The organism is Streptomyces sp. NPDC058221, assembly GCF_042882365.1.
Taxonomy (GTDB): Bacteria; Actinomycetota; Actinomycetes; order Streptomycetales; family Streptomycetaceae; genus Streptomyces.
Window position 1 is genome coordinate 1 of record NZ_JBHVWF010000176.1, and the last position, 14,939, is coordinate 14,939.

The following is a 14,939-nucleotide window of genomic DNA, read 5'->3' on the forward strand; positions in this document are numbered from 1 at the left end:
GGGATGCGGTGCCGCCGCCTGTGGCAGGGGACTTGGGGCCGACGGGGTCGGACCCGGAAGGAGGACGCCGGCTCAGGCCTGCGAGCCCGCCGTCCACTCGGCCCAGCTCATGTTCCAGCCGTTGAGTCCGTTGTCCGGCTTGATGGTCTTGTCCGGGGAGTTCTTGATGACGACCACGTCACCGATCATGGAGTTGTTGTAGAACCAGGCGGCGGGCTGGCTGGGGTCGCCCGCACCCTTGGCGTCGGCGAGCCCGACACAGCCGTGGCTGGTGTTGGCGGTGCCGAAAATGCCCTTGCCCCAGTAGTTGCCGTGGATGAAGGTGCCGGACGTGGACAGCCGCATGGCGTGCGGCACGTCCTTGATGTCGTACTCGCCCTTGCCGTCGTCGTCCGTGAAGCCGACCGTGGAGCCGTCCATCCGGGTCTCCTTGTACTTCTCGGAGATCACCATCTGTCCGTTGTACGTGGGGTTTTCGGGCGAGCCGGCGGAGATCGGGATGGTCTTGACCGTCTTCCCGTCCTGGGTGACGGTCATCGTGTGCGTCTTGGCGTCCACGGTCGAGACCTGGTTGCGGCCGACCTTGAAGGTGACCGTCTTCTGCTGCACGCCGTAGACGCCGTCCGCGCCCTCGACGCCGTCCAGCGCCAGCTTCAGCGTGACGGTGGAGCCGCCCTGCCAGTAGTCCTCGGGGCGCAGGTCAAGACGCTGGGAGTTGAACCAGTGCCCGACGACCTCCTGGCCGCTGCTGGACGTCACCTTGATGCCGTCCAGGACGGCCTTCTTGTCGGTGATCGCCTTGTTGAAGTTGATCGAGACGGGCATGCCGACGCCGACGGTGGAGCCGTCCTCGGGGGTGAAGTTCCCGATGAAGCTGTTGGCGGGCGACACGGTGGTGAAGGAGGAGTTCTCGTGGGCCTCGCGGCCCTTCGCGTCCTGCGCCGTGGCGTTGATCTTGTACGTCGTCGAGCGCTCCAGCTGGCCGTCCGGCTTCCAGCTGGTGCCGTCGGCGGAGAGGGTGCCCTTGACGCTCGCACCGGCGGCCGTCGTCATCGTGACGACCGTCAGCTTGCCCTTGGTGACGGAGACCTTCGCGTCGTTGTTGATGCTCGCGTTGGTCGCCCCGTTCTTCGGCGAGATCGCTATCTGCGCCTCCGAGGCCTCCTCGGCCGCCGCCTTGTCGACCTCGGCCGCCTGTGACTTCTTCGAGCTGTCGGGGCTGGAACCGCTCTTGTCGCCGTCGCTGCAGGCCGAAAGCACCAGCACGCCGCCGAGCAGTGCGGACGCGGCCATCAGGCCCTTGCGCCGCTTGCTGTCCGTCATCACACGCTTCTCCATCGTTGCCGAAATCCCCAAAAACCCCGAGCAAGGCCGTTGACCGGCGATACCCCGTCAATGTTCCAAGAACCCCCTGAAAGGGGTACCCGTTCCACATCCGCTGAAGATGTGGGGAACACCACTGATCGACGCGGTGGTAACAGCAGTGGTTCCCGTGGTCCACCACGTCGGTGCGGCCGGTGTCCGGCCCGGTTCACAGCAGCTTGCGCGCACGGGTCCGCCGGCTGTTGCGCACACCGGCCCCGGCCCGTCGGAGCCGGGTCGGGGCCGGTGATCTCCACCTGCTACGCCCGCCGCTCCGCACTGCCGTCGTCGTCGTTCTCCTCCCCATTGTGCGGGACGCCGGCACCTCCCTCGTCGCCGTCGTCCTCGTCGTCCTCGTCATCGCCGTCGTCGAGGTCCCATCCGTCCGGGTCCTGCGGGTCGTAGGCGATGGTCTCGCTGCTCCAGGAGGCCTGGGCAAGCTCGACCCCGGGCACCTCGCTGACCAGGTCGAACGGGTCGATCAGCGAGGCGAGGGCCTCCGCACCGTCTTCCCGGACCGCGGTCTCGGCATGCGTGCGTTCCTCGGCGGAATCACCGCCCGGCTCCCCGTACTCGGCCGCCAGGCTCTCCAGAGCCGTTCCGCTCAGGGCGTCGGCGTCCGTGATCTCCAACACCATTTCCACGCGAAGTCGAACAAACCGTGATGTCTCAGAAGTGCTCATACGCCGGAGCGTAAGCTCCCGGACGCCACGGCTTTCCCGCGACCCGCTGCTTTCATTAGCATCGGCCGCAGGCCTAACTCACGGCTGTCACAAGGGGGATCGATTCTGTGGCCATCACCCGCCGCCCGCTCCTGACCGCCACCGCTGCGGGAACGCTGCTGTGCGCGCTCTGGTTCATCCCCTCCGCTCATGCGAGCGGGGATACGGGCAAGGCCCCGGGCCCCTCATCCGCGCCCGCGAGCGCCTCCGGAACGGACGCCACGACGCTCGCCGACACCGGGACGGGGATCGACACGACCCCGTATCTGATCGGCGGCATCGCGTTCCTGGGCATCGGAGCGGGGTTCGTCACCTACTCGGCCCGCGGCGGGGCGCCGCACACGGCGCTCGGGGCGTAGCGAGGCGGCCACCGGTCCTCCCGGCGGCCGCCTGCGTCACCTGACAAGCCGGACAGCCGGCGTCACCGCGCGAGCGGGCCCGTCACCGGCTCCACGGCCTCGACCAGCTTCCCCGCGCGCACGAAGGCGTCCGCGGCGGCCAGGTCGGGCGACAGGAAGCGGTCCGGGCCGGGCCCCTCCACGCCCGCCGCCCGCAGCGCCTCGACGGCCGCCAGCGAGGCGGGCGCCGGGGTGAGCCCCTGCGCGGCGCGCAGCTCGATCGCGCGGGTCGCCGCGTACAGCTCGACGGCGACGATCCGGGCGAGGTTGTCCACGGCGGTACGGAGCTTGCGTGCGGCCGACCAGCCCATCGAGACGTGGTCCTCCTGCATCGCGGAGGACGGGATCGAGTCCGCCGACGCCGGCACCGCGAGCCGCTTCATCTCGCTGACCAGGGCGGCCTGGGTGTACTGGGCGATCATCAGGCCCGAGTCGACACCGGCGTCGTCCGCCAGGAAGGGCGGCAGTCCGTGCGAACGGTTCTTGTCGAGCAGCCGGTCGGTGCGGCGCTCGGTGATCGAACCGAGGTCGGCCGCGACGATCGCCAGGAAGTCCAGGACGTACGCGACCGGGGCGCCGTGGAAGTTGCCGTTGGACTCGACCCTGCCGTCGGAGAGGACCACCGGGTTGTCCACGGCGGAGGCCAGTTCGCGGTCGGCGACGAGCCGGGCGTGGGTGAGGGTGTCGCGGCCGGCCCCGGTGACCTGCGGGGCGCAGCGCACGGAGTAGGCGTCCTGGACGCGGGGCGCGTCGTCCTGATGGTGGCCGGTGAGGCCTGATCCTGCGAGCACCCGCAGCATGTTGTCGGCGCTGGCGCCCTGGCCCGGGTGCGGGCGGATGGCGTGCAGCTCGGGGGCGAGGACCTTGTCCGTGCCGAGCAGGGCCTCCAGCGAGAGGGCCGCGGTGATGTCGGCCGACGTGTAGAGGTTCTCCAGGTCGGCGATGGCCATCACGAGCATGCCGAGCATGCCGTCGGTGCCGTTGAGGAGGGCGAGGCCCTCCTTCTCGCGCAGCTCGACCGGGGTGATGCCGTGGGCGGCGAGGAGCTCGCCCGCGGGGCGCACGGTGCCGTCGGGGCCCTCCGCGTCGCCCTCGCCCATCAGTGTCAGCGCGCAGTGCGACAGCGGCGCCAGGTCGCCGGAGCAGCCGAGCGAGCCGTACTCGTGAACGACGGGTGTGATCCCGGCGTTCAGGACGTCGGCCATGGTCTGCGCGATCTCGGGCCGTACGCCGGTGTGGCCGGAGGCGACCGTCTTCAGCCGGAGGAACATCAGCGCCCTGACGACCTCGCGCTCCACCCGCGGGCCCATGCCGGCGGCGTGCGAGCGGACGATGTTGCGCTGGAGCTGTGCGCGGAGCTCCGGGCTGATGTGGCGGCTGGCCAGCGCCCCGAATCCGGTGGAGACGCCGTAGACCGGCTCGGGCTTGGCGGCGAGTGCGTCGATGACCTCACGGGCCGCGGCAAGGGCGCTCACCGCGGCGGCGGAGAGCTCGACACGGGCGTTGCCGCGGGCCACGGCGATGACGTCCTGAGCGGTGGTGCCGGACGTCCCCACCACGACTGTATGCATATCCATATTCAGAAGCGTACGGATTGAATCTCTTCATGTCACTAGTGGTCGCCCGGTTGACCCCTTACCGATCGGGCGGTGCGACTCAGGGGCGGTTTCCGCGCAGCCTGCGGCGGTCGTGGGCGGATTTCGGCGGGGAGTCGGCCAGCCGGATCACCTCGCCGTCCCGTCCGGCCACGACGGGCTTCAGCGAACGGGCCGCCTTTGCCCGGTACTGGGCCGCGTCCGCGAGCCGGAAGAGCCGCCGCGCGGAGACGACCGGGCCGATCGGGTCGCCGGTGGAGGCGATCCCGCACGCGACCCCGTTGCCGAACTCCAGCTCGGCCGCCCGCTCGCAGAGCTCGGTGGCCACCGCGACCACCTCGTCCGCACCGGGGCCCACGGCCAGCAGACAGAACTCGTCCCCGCCGAGCCGGGCCGACAGCGCACCGGGCAGCATGGCGCCGCACCGGGACAGCACCGAGCCGAAACGTTCCAGCAGGCGGTCGCCGACCGCATGGCCATGGGTGTCGTTGACCCACTTCAGCCCGTTGAGATCACAGACGACCAGGCTCACCACCGAATCGTCCGCCCGGTGCCGCTCCACCGCCTCGTCCAGCCGCATGTCGACGGCCCGCCGGTTGGCGAGGCCGGTCAGCGGGTCGGTGAAGGCGAGCTTGCGCACCTCCTCCAGGCGCTCCGTCTGGGAGATCCCGGCGGCCACGACGGCGGCCAGCACGGTGGCGAAGTCCGCGTCCCGGCGCCCGAACACCGGCTCCCCGACCCGGCGCGCCACATAGAGCTCGCCCCAGGCCCGCCCGTGCAGCACGATCGGCGCCACCACGCAGCAGCCGCGCCCGCGCCTGCGCAGGGCCGCCACCCGCTGGTGGCAGTAGCCGTGCCCGTGACCGTGCGCAGCCGTCGCACCGGCCCCCCGCCCGCCGTCCGCGGACTCCGGCTCCACCGGGCCGTCGGCGGTCTCCACCCAGGCGTCCGGCTCACCGCCCCCGGCCCACCGCTCGTGGAGGAACTCGGTGATCTCCGGGAACTGGTGGACCGGGTACGTCTCCTCGTCGGGGAACTCCTCCTCCCCCTCGGCCCGCTCGCCCGCGTTCACCAGGACCCGCAGCCGCCCGCGCCCGCGCTCCCAGACCGACAGCGCGGCGAAGCTGCCGCCCAGCGCCTCGCACGCCCCCAGCGCGGCCGCTCGCCAGCACCCCCGCGGGGTGTGCGCCGCCGCCATCGCCTGCGCAAGCGAAACCACGGCCCGCAGCCGCGCATCATCACCACCCATCACCCCAGCTTAGGGAGATTTGTGATGATTTGATCAGTTTTGCAGCGCCGATCATGCGCGTTGCGTCGCCATTCGATCACCCAACGTCACATTCGTGTCACTCGCCGGGCCAGTTCGGCTTCCGCTTCTCGTTGAACGCGGCCACGCCCTCCGCCCGGTCGCCGGAGAAGGCCACCGACCGCCACGCCGAGTCCTCCACCTCCAGGCCGGCCCGCAGATCGAGCCCGTGCCCGAGCCGCAGCGCCCGCTTGGCCGCCCGCAGCCCCACCGGGGAGTTGCCCGCGATCCGGCCGGCCAGCGCCAGCGCCTCGGACCGGTCCTCGCCCTCCGCCACCAGCTCGTCGACCAGCCCCAGCTCCCTGGCCTCGGCCGCCTCCACCCGGCGGGCGGTGAAGATCAGCTCGGCGGCGCGAGCCGCCCCGATCCGGCGCGGCAGCAGCTGGGTGCCGCCACCGCCCGGGATGACCCCGACCGAGACCTCGGGCAGGCCCACCAGGGCGGTCCGGTCCGCGACGATCAGATCGCAGGACAGTGCCAGCTCGAAGCCGCCGCCGAGCGCGAAGCCGTGCACGGCGGCGACCGTCGGCATCGGCAGTTCGAGCACTCCGGTGTAGGCGGCGCGTGCGGTGGGCCGCTGACGCACCAGGTCGGCGTCGGTGAAGGAGTTCCGCTCCTTGAGGTCGGCCCCCACGCAGAAGGCCCGCTCATGGCTGGAGGTGAGGACGGTGACCCGGACGTCCGGGTCGGCGGCGAGCGCGGCACAGGCGGCGGCGATCGACCGGGCCATGTCCGTGGACACCGCGTTCATGGCCTTCGGCCGGTCGAGGACCAGCTCGGCGACGTGCTCCAGGCCCTCGTGGCCCCGTACGACGACGAACTCCCCGAACCGCTGCTCGGACGTGACGGTCATGACAGCACCCCTCCGGTTAACGAGCGTTACCGGAGGGATCCTAGGGCCTGCCCCGGAGCGGCCGGCCGGGGCCGGGGCCATGCGTTCGGATCAGGCCGGATCAGGAGGTGCCGCGGCGCGCCAGGAGCCACGGTTCGACGACGCCGAGTCCGCGTACCGGGCGCTGCCACATCGGCTGCAGCCCGTAGCGGTACTTGGGTACGGGCGCCGGCTCCTCGCCGTCCGCGCCCTCCTTCTCGGCCCGCTCGGCTGCCTCCTCGGCCGCCTGCGCCTCGGAGACCGGGGCGTCACCGGTACGGGTCAGCTCCTCGGCGAACGCCCCGTCCACCAGGACGGCGTCCTTCGGCGCTATCGAGGTGAGCCGGCTGGCGAGGTTCACCGTGGTGCCGAAGACATCGCCCATCCGGGTGGTGACCGTGCCGAACGCGATGCCGACGCGCAGCGCCGGCATCGTCTCGTCCAGCGCCATGGCCTCGACGAGGCGCAGCGCTATCTCGGACGCCGTGCCCGCGTCGTCGGCGGCGAAGAGGACCTCGTCACCGAGCGTTTTGATGAGCCGGCCGCCGTGCGCGGCGACCAGGTCGGCGCAGGTGGTCTCGAAGGACTCGACGAGCTCGCCGAGCTCCTCCTCCTCCAGACGCCGGGTGAGCCGGGTGAACCCGACGAGGTCGGCGAAGCCGACGGCCAGGCGCCGGTCGACCATCTCGTCGTCGTCCGCGGCCTGCACGACCCGGCCGGTGGCGGCGGCGAGCTGGCGCCGCCACACGTAGACGAGGAATTCCTCCAGCTCCGGCAGCAGCAGCTCGACCAGGGGGTACGTGACCTCGGTACGGGTCATTCCGGGCTCGGGCGGCTCGGTCAGGCCCTCCAGGAACGAGTCGATCTGCCACTCGGCCAGCCGGGCGGTGGTCTGCCCGGTCGACCGGGCCACCTGGATCGCCATCGGCTCGCTGAGCAGCCCGGCCTCGACCAGACCGGACAGCCGCCGCAGCGCCAGCACGTCCGCCTCGGTCAGCGCCTTGGCCTGACCGATGTCGGCGAAGCCCATGGCCCGCCAGAACCGGGACGCGAGATCCATGGAGACGCCCGCGGTCCGGGCCGCCTGGAACGGGGTGTAGCGCCGGTCGGCGCCCAAAATCAGCTGTTCCAGCCTGATCGCGAGAGGGTCGTCCGTCGGCTCGGCCGTGTGGTCGACTTCGTGATGCGGTGTCGCGTGGACCGATGGGTCCGACGGGGGCTCCGCGCCCGCGCCGGAGCTCGTGTCGTCGACGGTCACCAGCCGCCTCCTGCCCGTTCCCTGCGCACTGCCCTGCCGATCTGTCGGTGGATCGCCTCAACGATACGGCAGGTGTGCCCTACCTCACGTCCTCAGGGCACCACGTCCGCGCCCATCAAGCCTGCCCGGCCACATCGAGCCCGCCCCGCCGCTTCAAGCCCGTCCGGCGATCGAGGACGAGGCCGCCCGGGCGAACCCGGGCCACACGCTCCCACCCCGCACCGCACCGCCCCCTCAGGTCAGCCCGCCCTCCACTCCCCGCAGGTGCACGATGTCCCCCGCCGACACCGGCTCCTGGAGACCGTCCGCGGTCGCCAGGACCAGCCGCCCGTCCCCGTCGATGGCCACCGCCTCCCCAGTGAGCGTCCGCTCACCCGGCAGCTGGGCCCGCACCGTCCGCCCGAGCGTCGCGCAGCCCGCCGCGTACGCCTCCTGGAGACCGCTCGCCGCCGCGTCGCCGTCCGCCTCGCGCCACTTCCCGTACCACTGCTCCAGTGAGCGCAGCACGCCCCTCAGCAGCGTCTCGCGGTCCGTGGAGACCGCTCCGGCCAGGGCGAGCGAGGCGGCCGTGGGGGCGGGCAGTTCGTCCTCGCGCAAGGAGACGTTGAGGCCGATGCCGACGACGACACCCTCACCGGCACGTTCGGCCAGGATGCCGCCGGCCTTGCGCTCCTGACCGCCGACCTGGACCAGCAGGTCGTTGGGCCACTTCAGCGCCGTGTCGACGCCCGCCGACTTCGCCAGACCGGCCGCCACGGCGACACCGGTGAGCAGCGGCAGCCAGCCCCACTGCCGTACCGGGATGGCACCCGGGGCCAGATAGACGGAGAAGAACAGGCCCGAGCGGGCCGGGGCCGTCCAGGTCCGGTCGAGGCGGCCCCGTCCGGCGGTCTGCTCCTCCGCGACCAGAACCGCACCCTCGGTGAGACCGGCCGCGCGTCCCGCGAGATCGGAGTTGGTGGAACCGGTGCTGTCCACGACGTCGAGGGAGCTCCACAGCCCGTCCGGCCGGATCAGTCCGCGCCGCAGCGCGGGAACGTTCAGGGGCGGCCGGTCCAGGTCCGACCAGCGGCTGTGAGACGCATCCGAAGGTGTCATGCAAGCCACCCTAGGTGTGTCAAACGACGCACTGCCGAACCGTATCCGCGCCGATACGCTACGGGTCAGTAGCGTTCATCCGCTGATCAGCAGCACAGTCGTCCCCGTGACCAGGCAGGGAGCCGCAACCCGATGTCCGAGCCGGAAGAGACCGACATCCACACCACCGCGGGCAAGCTCGCGGACCTGCAGCGCCGTACCGAAGAGGCGACCCATGCGGGTTCCGCGCGTGCGGTGGAAAAGCAGCACGCGAAGGGCAAGTTGACCGCGCGCGAGCGGGTCGATCTGCTGCTCGACGAGGGTTCCTTCGTGGAGCTCGACGAATTCGCCCGGCATCGCTCGACGAACTTCGGGATCGAGAAGAACCGTCCGTACGGAGACGGTGTCGTCACCGGCTACGGCACGGTCGACGGCCGCCCCGTCTGCGTGTACTCGCAGGACTTCACCATCTTCGGCGGCTCGCTCGGCGAGGTCTACGGTGAGAAAATCGTCAAGGTGATGGACTTCGCGCTGAAGACCGGCTGTCCGGTCATCGGCATCAACGACGGCGGCGGCGCCCGCATCCAGGAGGGTGTGGCGGCGCTGGGCCTCTTCGCGGAGATCTTCCGGCGCAATGTGCACGCCTCGGGCGTCGTCCCGCAGATCTCGCTGATCGTCGGACCGTGCGCGGGCGGCGCCGTCTACTCCCCGGCGATCACCGACTTCACGGTCATGGTCGACCAGACCTCGCACATGTTCATCACCGGGCCCGACGTCATCAAGACGGTCACCGGCGAGGACGTCGGCTTCGAGGACCTCGGCGGCGCCCGCACCCACAACACCACCTCCGGTGTGGCGCATCACATGGCGGGCGACGAGAAGGACGCCATCGAGTACGTCAAGTCGCTGCTCTCGTACCTCCCGTCGAACAACCTCTCCGAGGCCCCGGCCTTCCCGGAGGAGGCGGACCTGGCGGCCACCGACGAGGACCGCGAACTGGACACGCTCATCCCGGACTCGGCGAACCAGCCGTACGACATGCACACCGCGATCGAGCATGTGCTGGACGACGGTGAATTCCTGGAGACCCAGGCCCTGTTCGCGCCGAACATCCTCACCGGCTTCGGCCGGGTCGAGGGCTATCCGGTCGGCATCGTCGCCAACCAGCCGATGCAGTTCGCCGGCTGTCTGGACATCAACGCGAGCGAGAAGGCCGCACGCTTCGTCCGCACCTGCGACGCGTTCAACGTGCCCGTGCTGACCTTCGTGGACGTGCCGGGCTTCCTGCCCGGCGTCGACCAGGAGTACGGCGGCATCATCCGGCGCGGCGCCAAGCTGATCTACGCGTACGCGGAGGCGACGGTCCCGCTGATCACGGTGATCACCCGCAAGGCGTTCGGCGGCGCGTACGACGTGATGGGCTCCAAGCACCTGGGCGCCGACATCAACGTCGCCTGGCCGACCGCCCAGATCGCCGTGATGGGCGCGCAGGGCGCCGTCAACATCCTGCACCGCCGCACGATCGCCGCCGCGGAGGATCAGGACACCACGCGCGCCGAGCTGATCGCGGACTACGAGGACGCGCTGCTCAACCCGTACGTGGCGGCCGAGCGCGGCTACGTGGACGCGGTGATCATGCCGTCCGAGACCCGGGCCCATGTGGTCAAGGGACTGCGGCAGCTGCGGACCAAGCGGGAGACGCTGCCCCCCAAGAAGCACGGCAACATCCCTCTCTAGAAAGGGTCCTGGCCATGATCAAGGTCGTACGGGGCAACCCGACCCCGGAGGAGCTGGCCGCCGCCGTGGCGGTGGTCCAGGCGCGCGCCGCTGCGGCGTCCGCCGTGTCGTCCGGTGCGCCCGAACTGCCCGCTCAGTGGTCCGACCCGGGCCGGCTGGCCCGGCGGGGCCGCCATCTGCCGGGGCCGCGCGCCTGGGCGCGTACGTACTGGCCCGGATAGTCGAGTCGGTCGGCGCGGGGCGGCTGAGTACGCGTACTCAGGCGCCGCCGCGCGCCGCGCAGCAGGATCGGACGCATGCTGTGGTCCGACCCGGAGAACAAGCCCCCCAAAGAACTTCGCGACGCCCAGGACATGATGCGACGTGCGGGTCTTGTGCTCGCGCTGGCCATGGTGGTCGCGATGTTCGTCCTCGGGACGCGGTGACCGCGAAAACAGCCCGTCCGGCGATGAGGAGCGGGGGTCCGGGGGGCAGCGCCCCCGGGAGCAACCCGCAGGTGCGGCTGATTTGTACGATGGCGCGCATGACTGATCCCGCGCCCCGCCGTCTCGTCCTCGCCTCCGCCTCCCCCGCCCGTCTCGGTCTGCTGCGGCAGGCCGGGTTCGCACCCGAGGTGATCGTCAGCGGGGTGGACGAGGACGCGCTGAGCGCCCCGACGCCGGCCGAACTCGCGCTGGTCCTCGCCGAGGCGAAGGCCGCGGCCGTGGCCGGGCTCGCGGAGGTCGCGGGGGCGCTGGTCATCGGGTGCGACTCGGTACTCGAACTCGACGGCGAGGCGCTCGGCAAACCGGCCGACGCCGAGGAGGCCACGGCCCGCTGGAAGTCCATGCGGGGGCGGTCCGGCGTGCTGCGGACCGGACACAGCCTGACGGACACCGCGAGCGGCCGGACCGTCTCCGAGACCGCCTCCACGACGGTGTGCTTCGGCGAGCCGACGGATGCCGAGATCGCCGCCTACGTGGCCACGGGCGAACCGCTCCACGTCGCGGGCGCCTTCACCCTCGACGGGCGCTCGGCCCCGTTCGTGGACTCGATCGACGGCGACCCGGGCAATGTCATCGGCCTGTCGCTGCCGCTGCTGCGGCGGCTGCTGGGCGAGCTGGGGATCCCGGTCACCGATCTCTGGGTCTGAGATCTCCGGGTCTGAGATCTCCGGGTCTGAGATCTCCGGGTCCGGGCGGGCCCGCCCGGACCGGGTGGCCGGCTGTCGGTCAGGCGGGGGCGGGCGCCGCCGGCTGGTCGGTGCCGGCCTGCTCGGCCGGCTTCTCCTGGCCGGGGCCGTACGCCACCAGCGCCAGCACGACCAGGCCGAGCACCACCATCATGAACACGAACGCGCCCCAGCCGACCAGCCCCACGGTCAGCGCGCCCAGCACCCCGTGGATGACGGCGCAGCAGATGAGAACGATCCGGGCGATCCGGCCCGGGGCCCGGTCGCGGATGCCGGCCAGCAGGAGCAGTACGCCGCACAGCAGCAGGAACGCTCCGGAGATGCCGCCCAGCACCCAGGTGCTGTTGGCCATGACCCCGGGGTCCATACCCGCCAGGGACATGTCCTGGTTCTTCACGAACGTCGCCATGACACCGTTGATGATCACGATGCCCACGGCCTCCGCGAACAGCACGATCGCGGCTATGAATGCCACCGGCCTGCGCACTTTGGTGCTCACCCCCTGTTACCTGCCTCTGTTACCTGCAGTACGTGCGATAGCGCGGACCCTACTAATCGGTAACGCCGCGGACAAGAGGTTCGGCGACGTTCGTTCCCCCGTCGTGCGTCGGGCAAAGAATTGCGCACCCGTTAGTAGGAATCAGACAAAGAAACATGGGGGCTCGCTGCCCGTACCGACAGAGACCTGGACCACACCTCGTGGCTACTGTGCGGTTATGGTTCCCGGCGTACCGTGGTGCCACAAGGGATTTCGCGACTCGAGCAAGCCTCGAATCACACTCCGTGTGTGCAAGCTCACCATTGGGGACGGGTCGTAGGACCGTGTCGGTTGTCCCTAAACTCAGCTTGTTTCAAGGAGGGAGCCATCGTGCGCAAGGTGCTCATCGCCAACCGTGGCGAAATTGCTGTCCGTGTTGCCCGAGCTTGCCGGGATGCGGGAATCGGGAGCGTAGCCGTCTACGCGGACCCGGACCGCGACGCTCTGCATGTACGTGCGGCCGACGAGGCATTCGCTCTGGGCGGTGACACCCCGGCCGCCAGCTACCTGGACATGGCCAAGGTGCTCCAGGCTGCCAAGGACTCCGGGGCGGACGCGATCCACCCGGGTTACGGATTCCTCTCGGAGAACGCCGAATTCGCCCAGGCCGTACTGGACGCGGGCCTGACCTGGATCGGCCCGCCGCCGCAGGCGATCCGGGACCTCGGCGACAAGGTCGCCGCCCGGCACATCGCCCAGCGCGCCGGTGCGCCGCTGGTGGCCGGCACCCCTGACCCGGTCGAGGGTTCCGCCGAGGTCGTCGCCTTCGCCGAGCAGCACGGGCTGCCGATCGCGATCAAGGCCGCCTTCGGCGGTGGCGGGCGCGGGCTGAAGGTCGCCCGCACGCTGGAGGAGATCCCGGAGCTGTACGACTCCGCGGTCCGCGAGGCCGTCGCCGCGTTCGGGCGCGGGGAGTGCTTCGTCGAGCGCTACCTCGACAAGCCGCGGCACGTGGAGACCCAGTGCCTGGCCGACACCCACGGCAACGTGGTCGTCGTCTCCACGCGTGACTGCTCGCTCCAGCGCCGCCACCAGAAGCTGGTCGAGGAGGCCCCGGCGCCGTTCCTGTCCGAGGCGCAGAACGCCGAGCTGTACGCGGCGTCGAAGGCGATCCTGAAGGAGGCCGGCTATGTCGGCGCCGGCACGGTCGAGTTCCTCGTCGGCACGGACGGCACGATCTCCTTCCTGGAGGTCAACACCCGCCTCCAGGTGGAGCACCCGGTCACCGAGGAGGTCAGCGGCCTCGACCTGGTCCGTGAGATGTTCCGTATCGCCGACGGCGAGGAGCTGGGCTACGACGACCCGGCGGCGCGCGGTCACTCCTTCGAGTTCCGGATCAACGGCGAGGACCCGGGCCGCGGCTTCCTGCCCGCCCCCGGCACCGTCACCGTGTTCGACCCGCCGAGCGGTCCCGGCGTCCGCCTCGACGCGGGCGTCGAGTCCGGTTCGGTCATCGGCCCCGCCTGGGACTCGCTGCTGGCGAAGCTGATCGTGACGGGTGCGACGCGTGAGCAAGCACTGCAGCGCTCGGCCCGCGCGCTGGCCGAGTTCAACGTCGAGGGCATGGCCACCGCCATCCCGTTCCACCGTGCGGTCGTGGCCGACGCGGCCTTCACCGACAGCCCGTTCCGGATCCACACCCGTTGGATCGAGACGGAGTTCGTCAACGAGATCCCGGCCTTCGCCGCTCCGGCCGACGCGGAGGCGGACGAGGAGTCCGGCCGCGAGACCGTGGTCGTCGAGGTCGGCGGCAAGCGCCTCGAGGTCTCGCTGCCCTCGTCGCTCGGTATGAGCCTCGCCCGAACCGGACTCGCGGCGGGCGCCAAGCCCAAGCGCCGTGCGGCGAAGAAGTCCGGCTCCGCGGCCTCCGGCGACACCCTCGCCTCCCCGATGCAGGGCACGATCGTGAAGATCGCCGTGGAGGAGGGCCAGGAGGTCAAGGAGGGCGACCTGATCGTCGTCCTGGAGGCCATGAAGATGGAGCAGCCCCTCAACGCGCACCGCGCCGGCACGGTCAAGGGCCTGGCCGCCGAGGTCGGCAGCTCGGTCTCCTCCGGCGCCGTCATCTGCGAGATCAAGGACTGATCCGCGCGGCACCCGTTCCACCGGCGCCCCTGTCATGTCGTACGACGTGGCAGGGGCGCCGGTCATGGGGCGGCTGCCCACCCGCCTCCGGGACACCGCACCGGACGCGCGGTGGCATCCTGGACCCCGGCGGCGGAACCAGGGAGGACTGCGCAATGGCGATGAGCACGGCACCGACACCGGCCCGGCCCATGCGCGCCGACGCGCGCCGCAATTACGACCGGCTGCTGGCCGAGGCCCGTACCGCCTTCGCGGAGCACGGCACGACGGCGTCCCTGGAGGATGTCGCGCGCTGCGCGGGGGTGGGCATCGGCACGCTGTACCGGCACTTCCCGACCCGGCACGCGCTGATGAGCGCCGTCTTCCAGGAGGCGGTGGCCGATCTGATCGCCCGCTCCCGCGAGCTGGCCGGGGCGGAACGGCCGTGTGACGGGCTGGTGGAGTGGCTGGGTGCGATCATCACTCATGCGGGTGAGTACCGCGGGCTGGCCCAGGCCCTCATGTCGACGTGCCGGGACGAGACTTCGGCACTGTCCCGGTGCAATGTGCCGCTGCGCGCGGCGGGTTCGGTGCTGCTGACCCGTGCTCAGGCGGGCGGGGCGGTGCGGGTCGATGTGTCCATCGACGATCTGATGCAGCTCACGAATGCGATAGCTCTGGCCGCCGAGCAGTCGCCGGACGATTCGGGGCTGGCGGAGCGGTTGCTGACGCTGACGGTGCAGGGGCTGAGCTCTTCCAGCCCGTCCGGGGGCGGCTCCAGCCCGTCCGGGGGCAGCTAGCTCCAGCCCCTCCGGCGTTTGAGGAGCGGGGGTACGGGGG

Annotated in this window: 15 protein-coding genes; 7 read left to right on the top strand and 8 right to left on the bottom strand. The window is 71.1% G+C overall.

The window, feature by feature from the left end:
• Nucleotides 1–72 precede the first annotated feature (72 nt).
• Together ACFVW8_RS34385 and ACFVW8_RS34390 are read right to left on the bottom strand one after the other, a co-directional pair.
• Complete coding sequence (locus tag ACFVW8_RS34385; protein ID WP_389697103.1) at nucleotides 73–1,338, bottom strand: Ig-like domain-containing protein; 1,266 nt, start codon at nucleotides 1,336–1,338, stop codon at nucleotides 73–75.
• Between the two features lie 284 nt (nucleotides 1,339–1,622).
• Complete coding sequence (locus ACFVW8_RS34390) at nucleotides 1,623–2,045, bottom strand: hypothetical protein (RefSeq protein WP_389697105.1); 423 nt, start codon at nucleotides 2,043–2,045, stop codon at nucleotides 1,623–1,625.
• Nucleotides 2,046–2,152: 107 nt separating this feature from the next.
• Between ACFVW8_RS34390 and ACFVW8_RS34395 the strand changes: the two genes are divergently transcribed.
• Nucleotides 2,153–2,443, top strand: coding sequence for a hypothetical protein (locus ACFVW8_RS34395; RefSeq protein ID WP_389697107.1), 291 nt, complete (start codon nucleotides 2,153–2,155; stop codon nucleotides 2,441–2,443).
• Nucleotides 2,444–2,505: 62 nt separating this feature from the next.
• On the opposite strand, the gene hutH is transcribed toward ACFVW8_RS34395, so the two are convergent.
• The 5 genes from hutH to ACFVW8_RS34420 all read right to left on the bottom strand — a co-directional run bounded on the left by hutH (nucleotide 2,506) and on the right by ACFVW8_RS34420 (nucleotide 8,610).
• A complete protein-coding gene (gene hutH, locus ACFVW8_RS34400) occupies nucleotides 2,506–4,059 on the bottom strand; it encodes a histidine ammonia-lyase (protein WP_389697109.1) in 1,554 nt (517 codons plus the stop codon).
• A gap of 79 nt (nucleotides 4,060–4,138) precedes the next feature.
• A complete protein-coding gene (locus ACFVW8_RS34405; protein ID WP_389697110.1) occupies nucleotides 4,139–5,326 on the bottom strand; it encodes a diguanylate cyclase domain-containing protein in 1,188 nt (395 codons plus the stop codon).
• Nucleotides 5,327–5,423: 97 nt separating this feature from the next.
• The gene (locus ACFVW8_RS34410; RefSeq protein WP_389697112.1) at nucleotides 5,424–6,236 is read right to left on the bottom strand and encodes an enoyl-CoA hydratase/isomerase family protein; all 813 of its coding nucleotides are present in this window, start codon (nucleotides 6,234–6,236) and stop codon (nucleotides 5,424–5,426) included.
• A gap of 100 nt (nucleotides 6,237–6,336) precedes the next feature.
• On the bottom strand, nucleotides 6,337–7,512 hold the full coding sequence (locus ACFVW8_RS34415) for an adenylate/guanylate cyclase domain-containing protein (RefSeq protein ID WP_389697114.1): 1,176 nt from the start codon (nucleotides 7,510–7,512) through the stop codon (nucleotides 6,337–6,339).
• Nucleotides 7,513–7,746: 234 nt separating this feature from the next.
• Nucleotides 7,747–8,610, bottom strand: a complete 864-nt coding sequence (locus ACFVW8_RS34420; protein ID WP_389697116.1) for a biotin--[acetyl-CoA-carboxylase] ligase — start codon at nucleotides 8,608–8,610, stop codon at nucleotides 7,747–7,749.
• Between the two features lie 132 nt (nucleotides 8,611–8,742).
• Between ACFVW8_RS34420 and ACFVW8_RS34425 the strand changes: the two genes are divergently transcribed.
• The 4 genes from ACFVW8_RS34425 (at nucleotide 8,743) to ACFVW8_RS34440 (ending at nucleotide 11,458) form a co-directional block, all read left to right on the top strand.
• A complete protein-coding gene (locus tag ACFVW8_RS34425) occupies nucleotides 8,743–10,326 on the top strand; it encodes an acyl-CoA carboxylase subunit beta (RefSeq protein ID WP_389697118.1) in 1,584 nt (527 codons plus the stop codon).
• A gap of 14 nt (nucleotides 10,327–10,340) precedes the next feature.
• Nucleotides 10,341–10,547, top strand: coding sequence for an acyl-CoA carboxylase epsilon subunit (locus ACFVW8_RS34430; RefSeq protein ID WP_389697120.1), 207 nt, complete (start codon nucleotides 10,341–10,343; stop codon nucleotides 10,545–10,547).
• A 75-nt stretch (nucleotides 10,548–10,622) separates the two neighbouring features.
• A complete protein-coding gene (gene mmpB / locus ACFVW8_RS34435) occupies nucleotides 10,623–10,751 on the top strand; it encodes a morphogenic membrane protein MmpB (protein WP_093900106.1) in 129 nt (42 codons plus the stop codon).
• 89 nt (nucleotides 10,752–10,840) lie between these two features.
• Nucleotides 10,841–11,458: a Maf family protein gene (locus ACFVW8_RS34440; protein ID WP_389697123.1), complete on the top strand. Its 618-nt coding sequence runs from the start codon at nucleotides 10,841–10,843 to the stop codon at nucleotides 11,456–11,458.
• Nucleotides 11,459–11,537: 79 nt separating this feature from the next.
• Here ACFVW8_RS34440 and ACFVW8_RS34445 read toward each other — a convergent pair whose 3' ends face one another.
• On the bottom strand, nucleotides 11,538–11,996 hold the full coding sequence (locus ACFVW8_RS34445) for a hypothetical protein (protein WP_389697125.1): 459 nt from the start codon (nucleotides 11,994–11,996) through the stop codon (nucleotides 11,538–11,540).
• A 369-nt stretch (nucleotides 11,997–12,365) separates the two neighbouring features.
• Between ACFVW8_RS34445 and ACFVW8_RS34450 the strand changes: the two genes are divergently transcribed.
• Together ACFVW8_RS34450 and ACFVW8_RS34455 are read left to right on the top strand one after the other, a co-directional pair.
• A complete protein-coding gene (locus tag ACFVW8_RS34450) occupies nucleotides 12,366–14,120 on the top strand; it encodes an acetyl/propionyl/methylcrotonyl-CoA carboxylase subunit alpha (protein WP_389697127.1) in 1,755 nt (584 codons plus the stop codon).
• A gap of 155 nt (nucleotides 14,121–14,275) precedes the next feature.
• Complete coding sequence (locus ACFVW8_RS34455; protein WP_389697129.1) at nucleotides 14,276–14,899, top strand: TetR/AcrR family transcriptional regulator; 624 nt, start codon at nucleotides 14,276–14,278, stop codon at nucleotides 14,897–14,899.
• Nucleotides 14,900–14,939 lie beyond the last annotated feature (40 nt).

Coding starts and splice junctions, on each gene's coding strand:
- ACFVW8_RS34420 (WP_389697116.1), bottom strand. CDS start 8,610: ATGACACCTTCGGATGCGTCTCACAGCCGCTGGTCGGACCTGGACCGG.
- mmpB (WP_093900106.1), top strand. CDS start 10,623: ATGCTGTGGTCCGACCCGGAGAACAAGCCCCCCAAAGAACTTCGCGAC.
- ACFVW8_RS34425 (WP_389697118.1), top strand. CDS start 8,743: ATGTCCGAGCCGGAAGAGACCGACATCCACACCACCGCGGGCAAGCTC.
- ACFVW8_RS34430 (WP_389697120.1), top strand. CDS start 10,341: ATGATCAAGGTCGTACGGGGCAACCCGACCCCGGAGGAGCTGGCCGCC.
- ACFVW8_RS34405 (WP_389697110.1), bottom strand. CDS start 5,326: ATGGGTGGTGATGATGCGCGGCTGCGGGCCGTGGTTTCGCTTGCGCAG.
- ACFVW8_RS34440 (WP_389697123.1), top strand. CDS start 10,841: ATGGCGCGCATGACTGATCCCGCGCCCCGCCGTCTCGTCCTCGCCTCC.
- ACFVW8_RS34455 (WP_389697129.1), top strand. CDS start 14,276: ATGGCGATGAGCACGGCACCGACACCGGCCCGGCCCATGCGCGCCGAC.
- ACFVW8_RS34410 (WP_389697112.1), bottom strand. CDS start 6,236: ATGACCGTCACGTCCGAGCAGCGGTTCGGGGAGTTCGTCGTCGTACGG.
- ACFVW8_RS34385 (WP_389697103.1), bottom strand. CDS start 1,338: ATGGAGAAGCGTGTGATGACGGACAGCAAGCGGCGCAAGGGCCTGATG.
- hutH (WP_389697109.1), bottom strand. CDS start 4,059: ATGGATATGCATACAGTCGTGGTGGGGACGTCCGGCACCACCGCTCAG.
- ACFVW8_RS34390 (WP_389697105.1), bottom strand. CDS start 2,045: ATGAGCACTTCTGAGACATCACGGTTTGTTCGACTTCGCGTGGAAATG.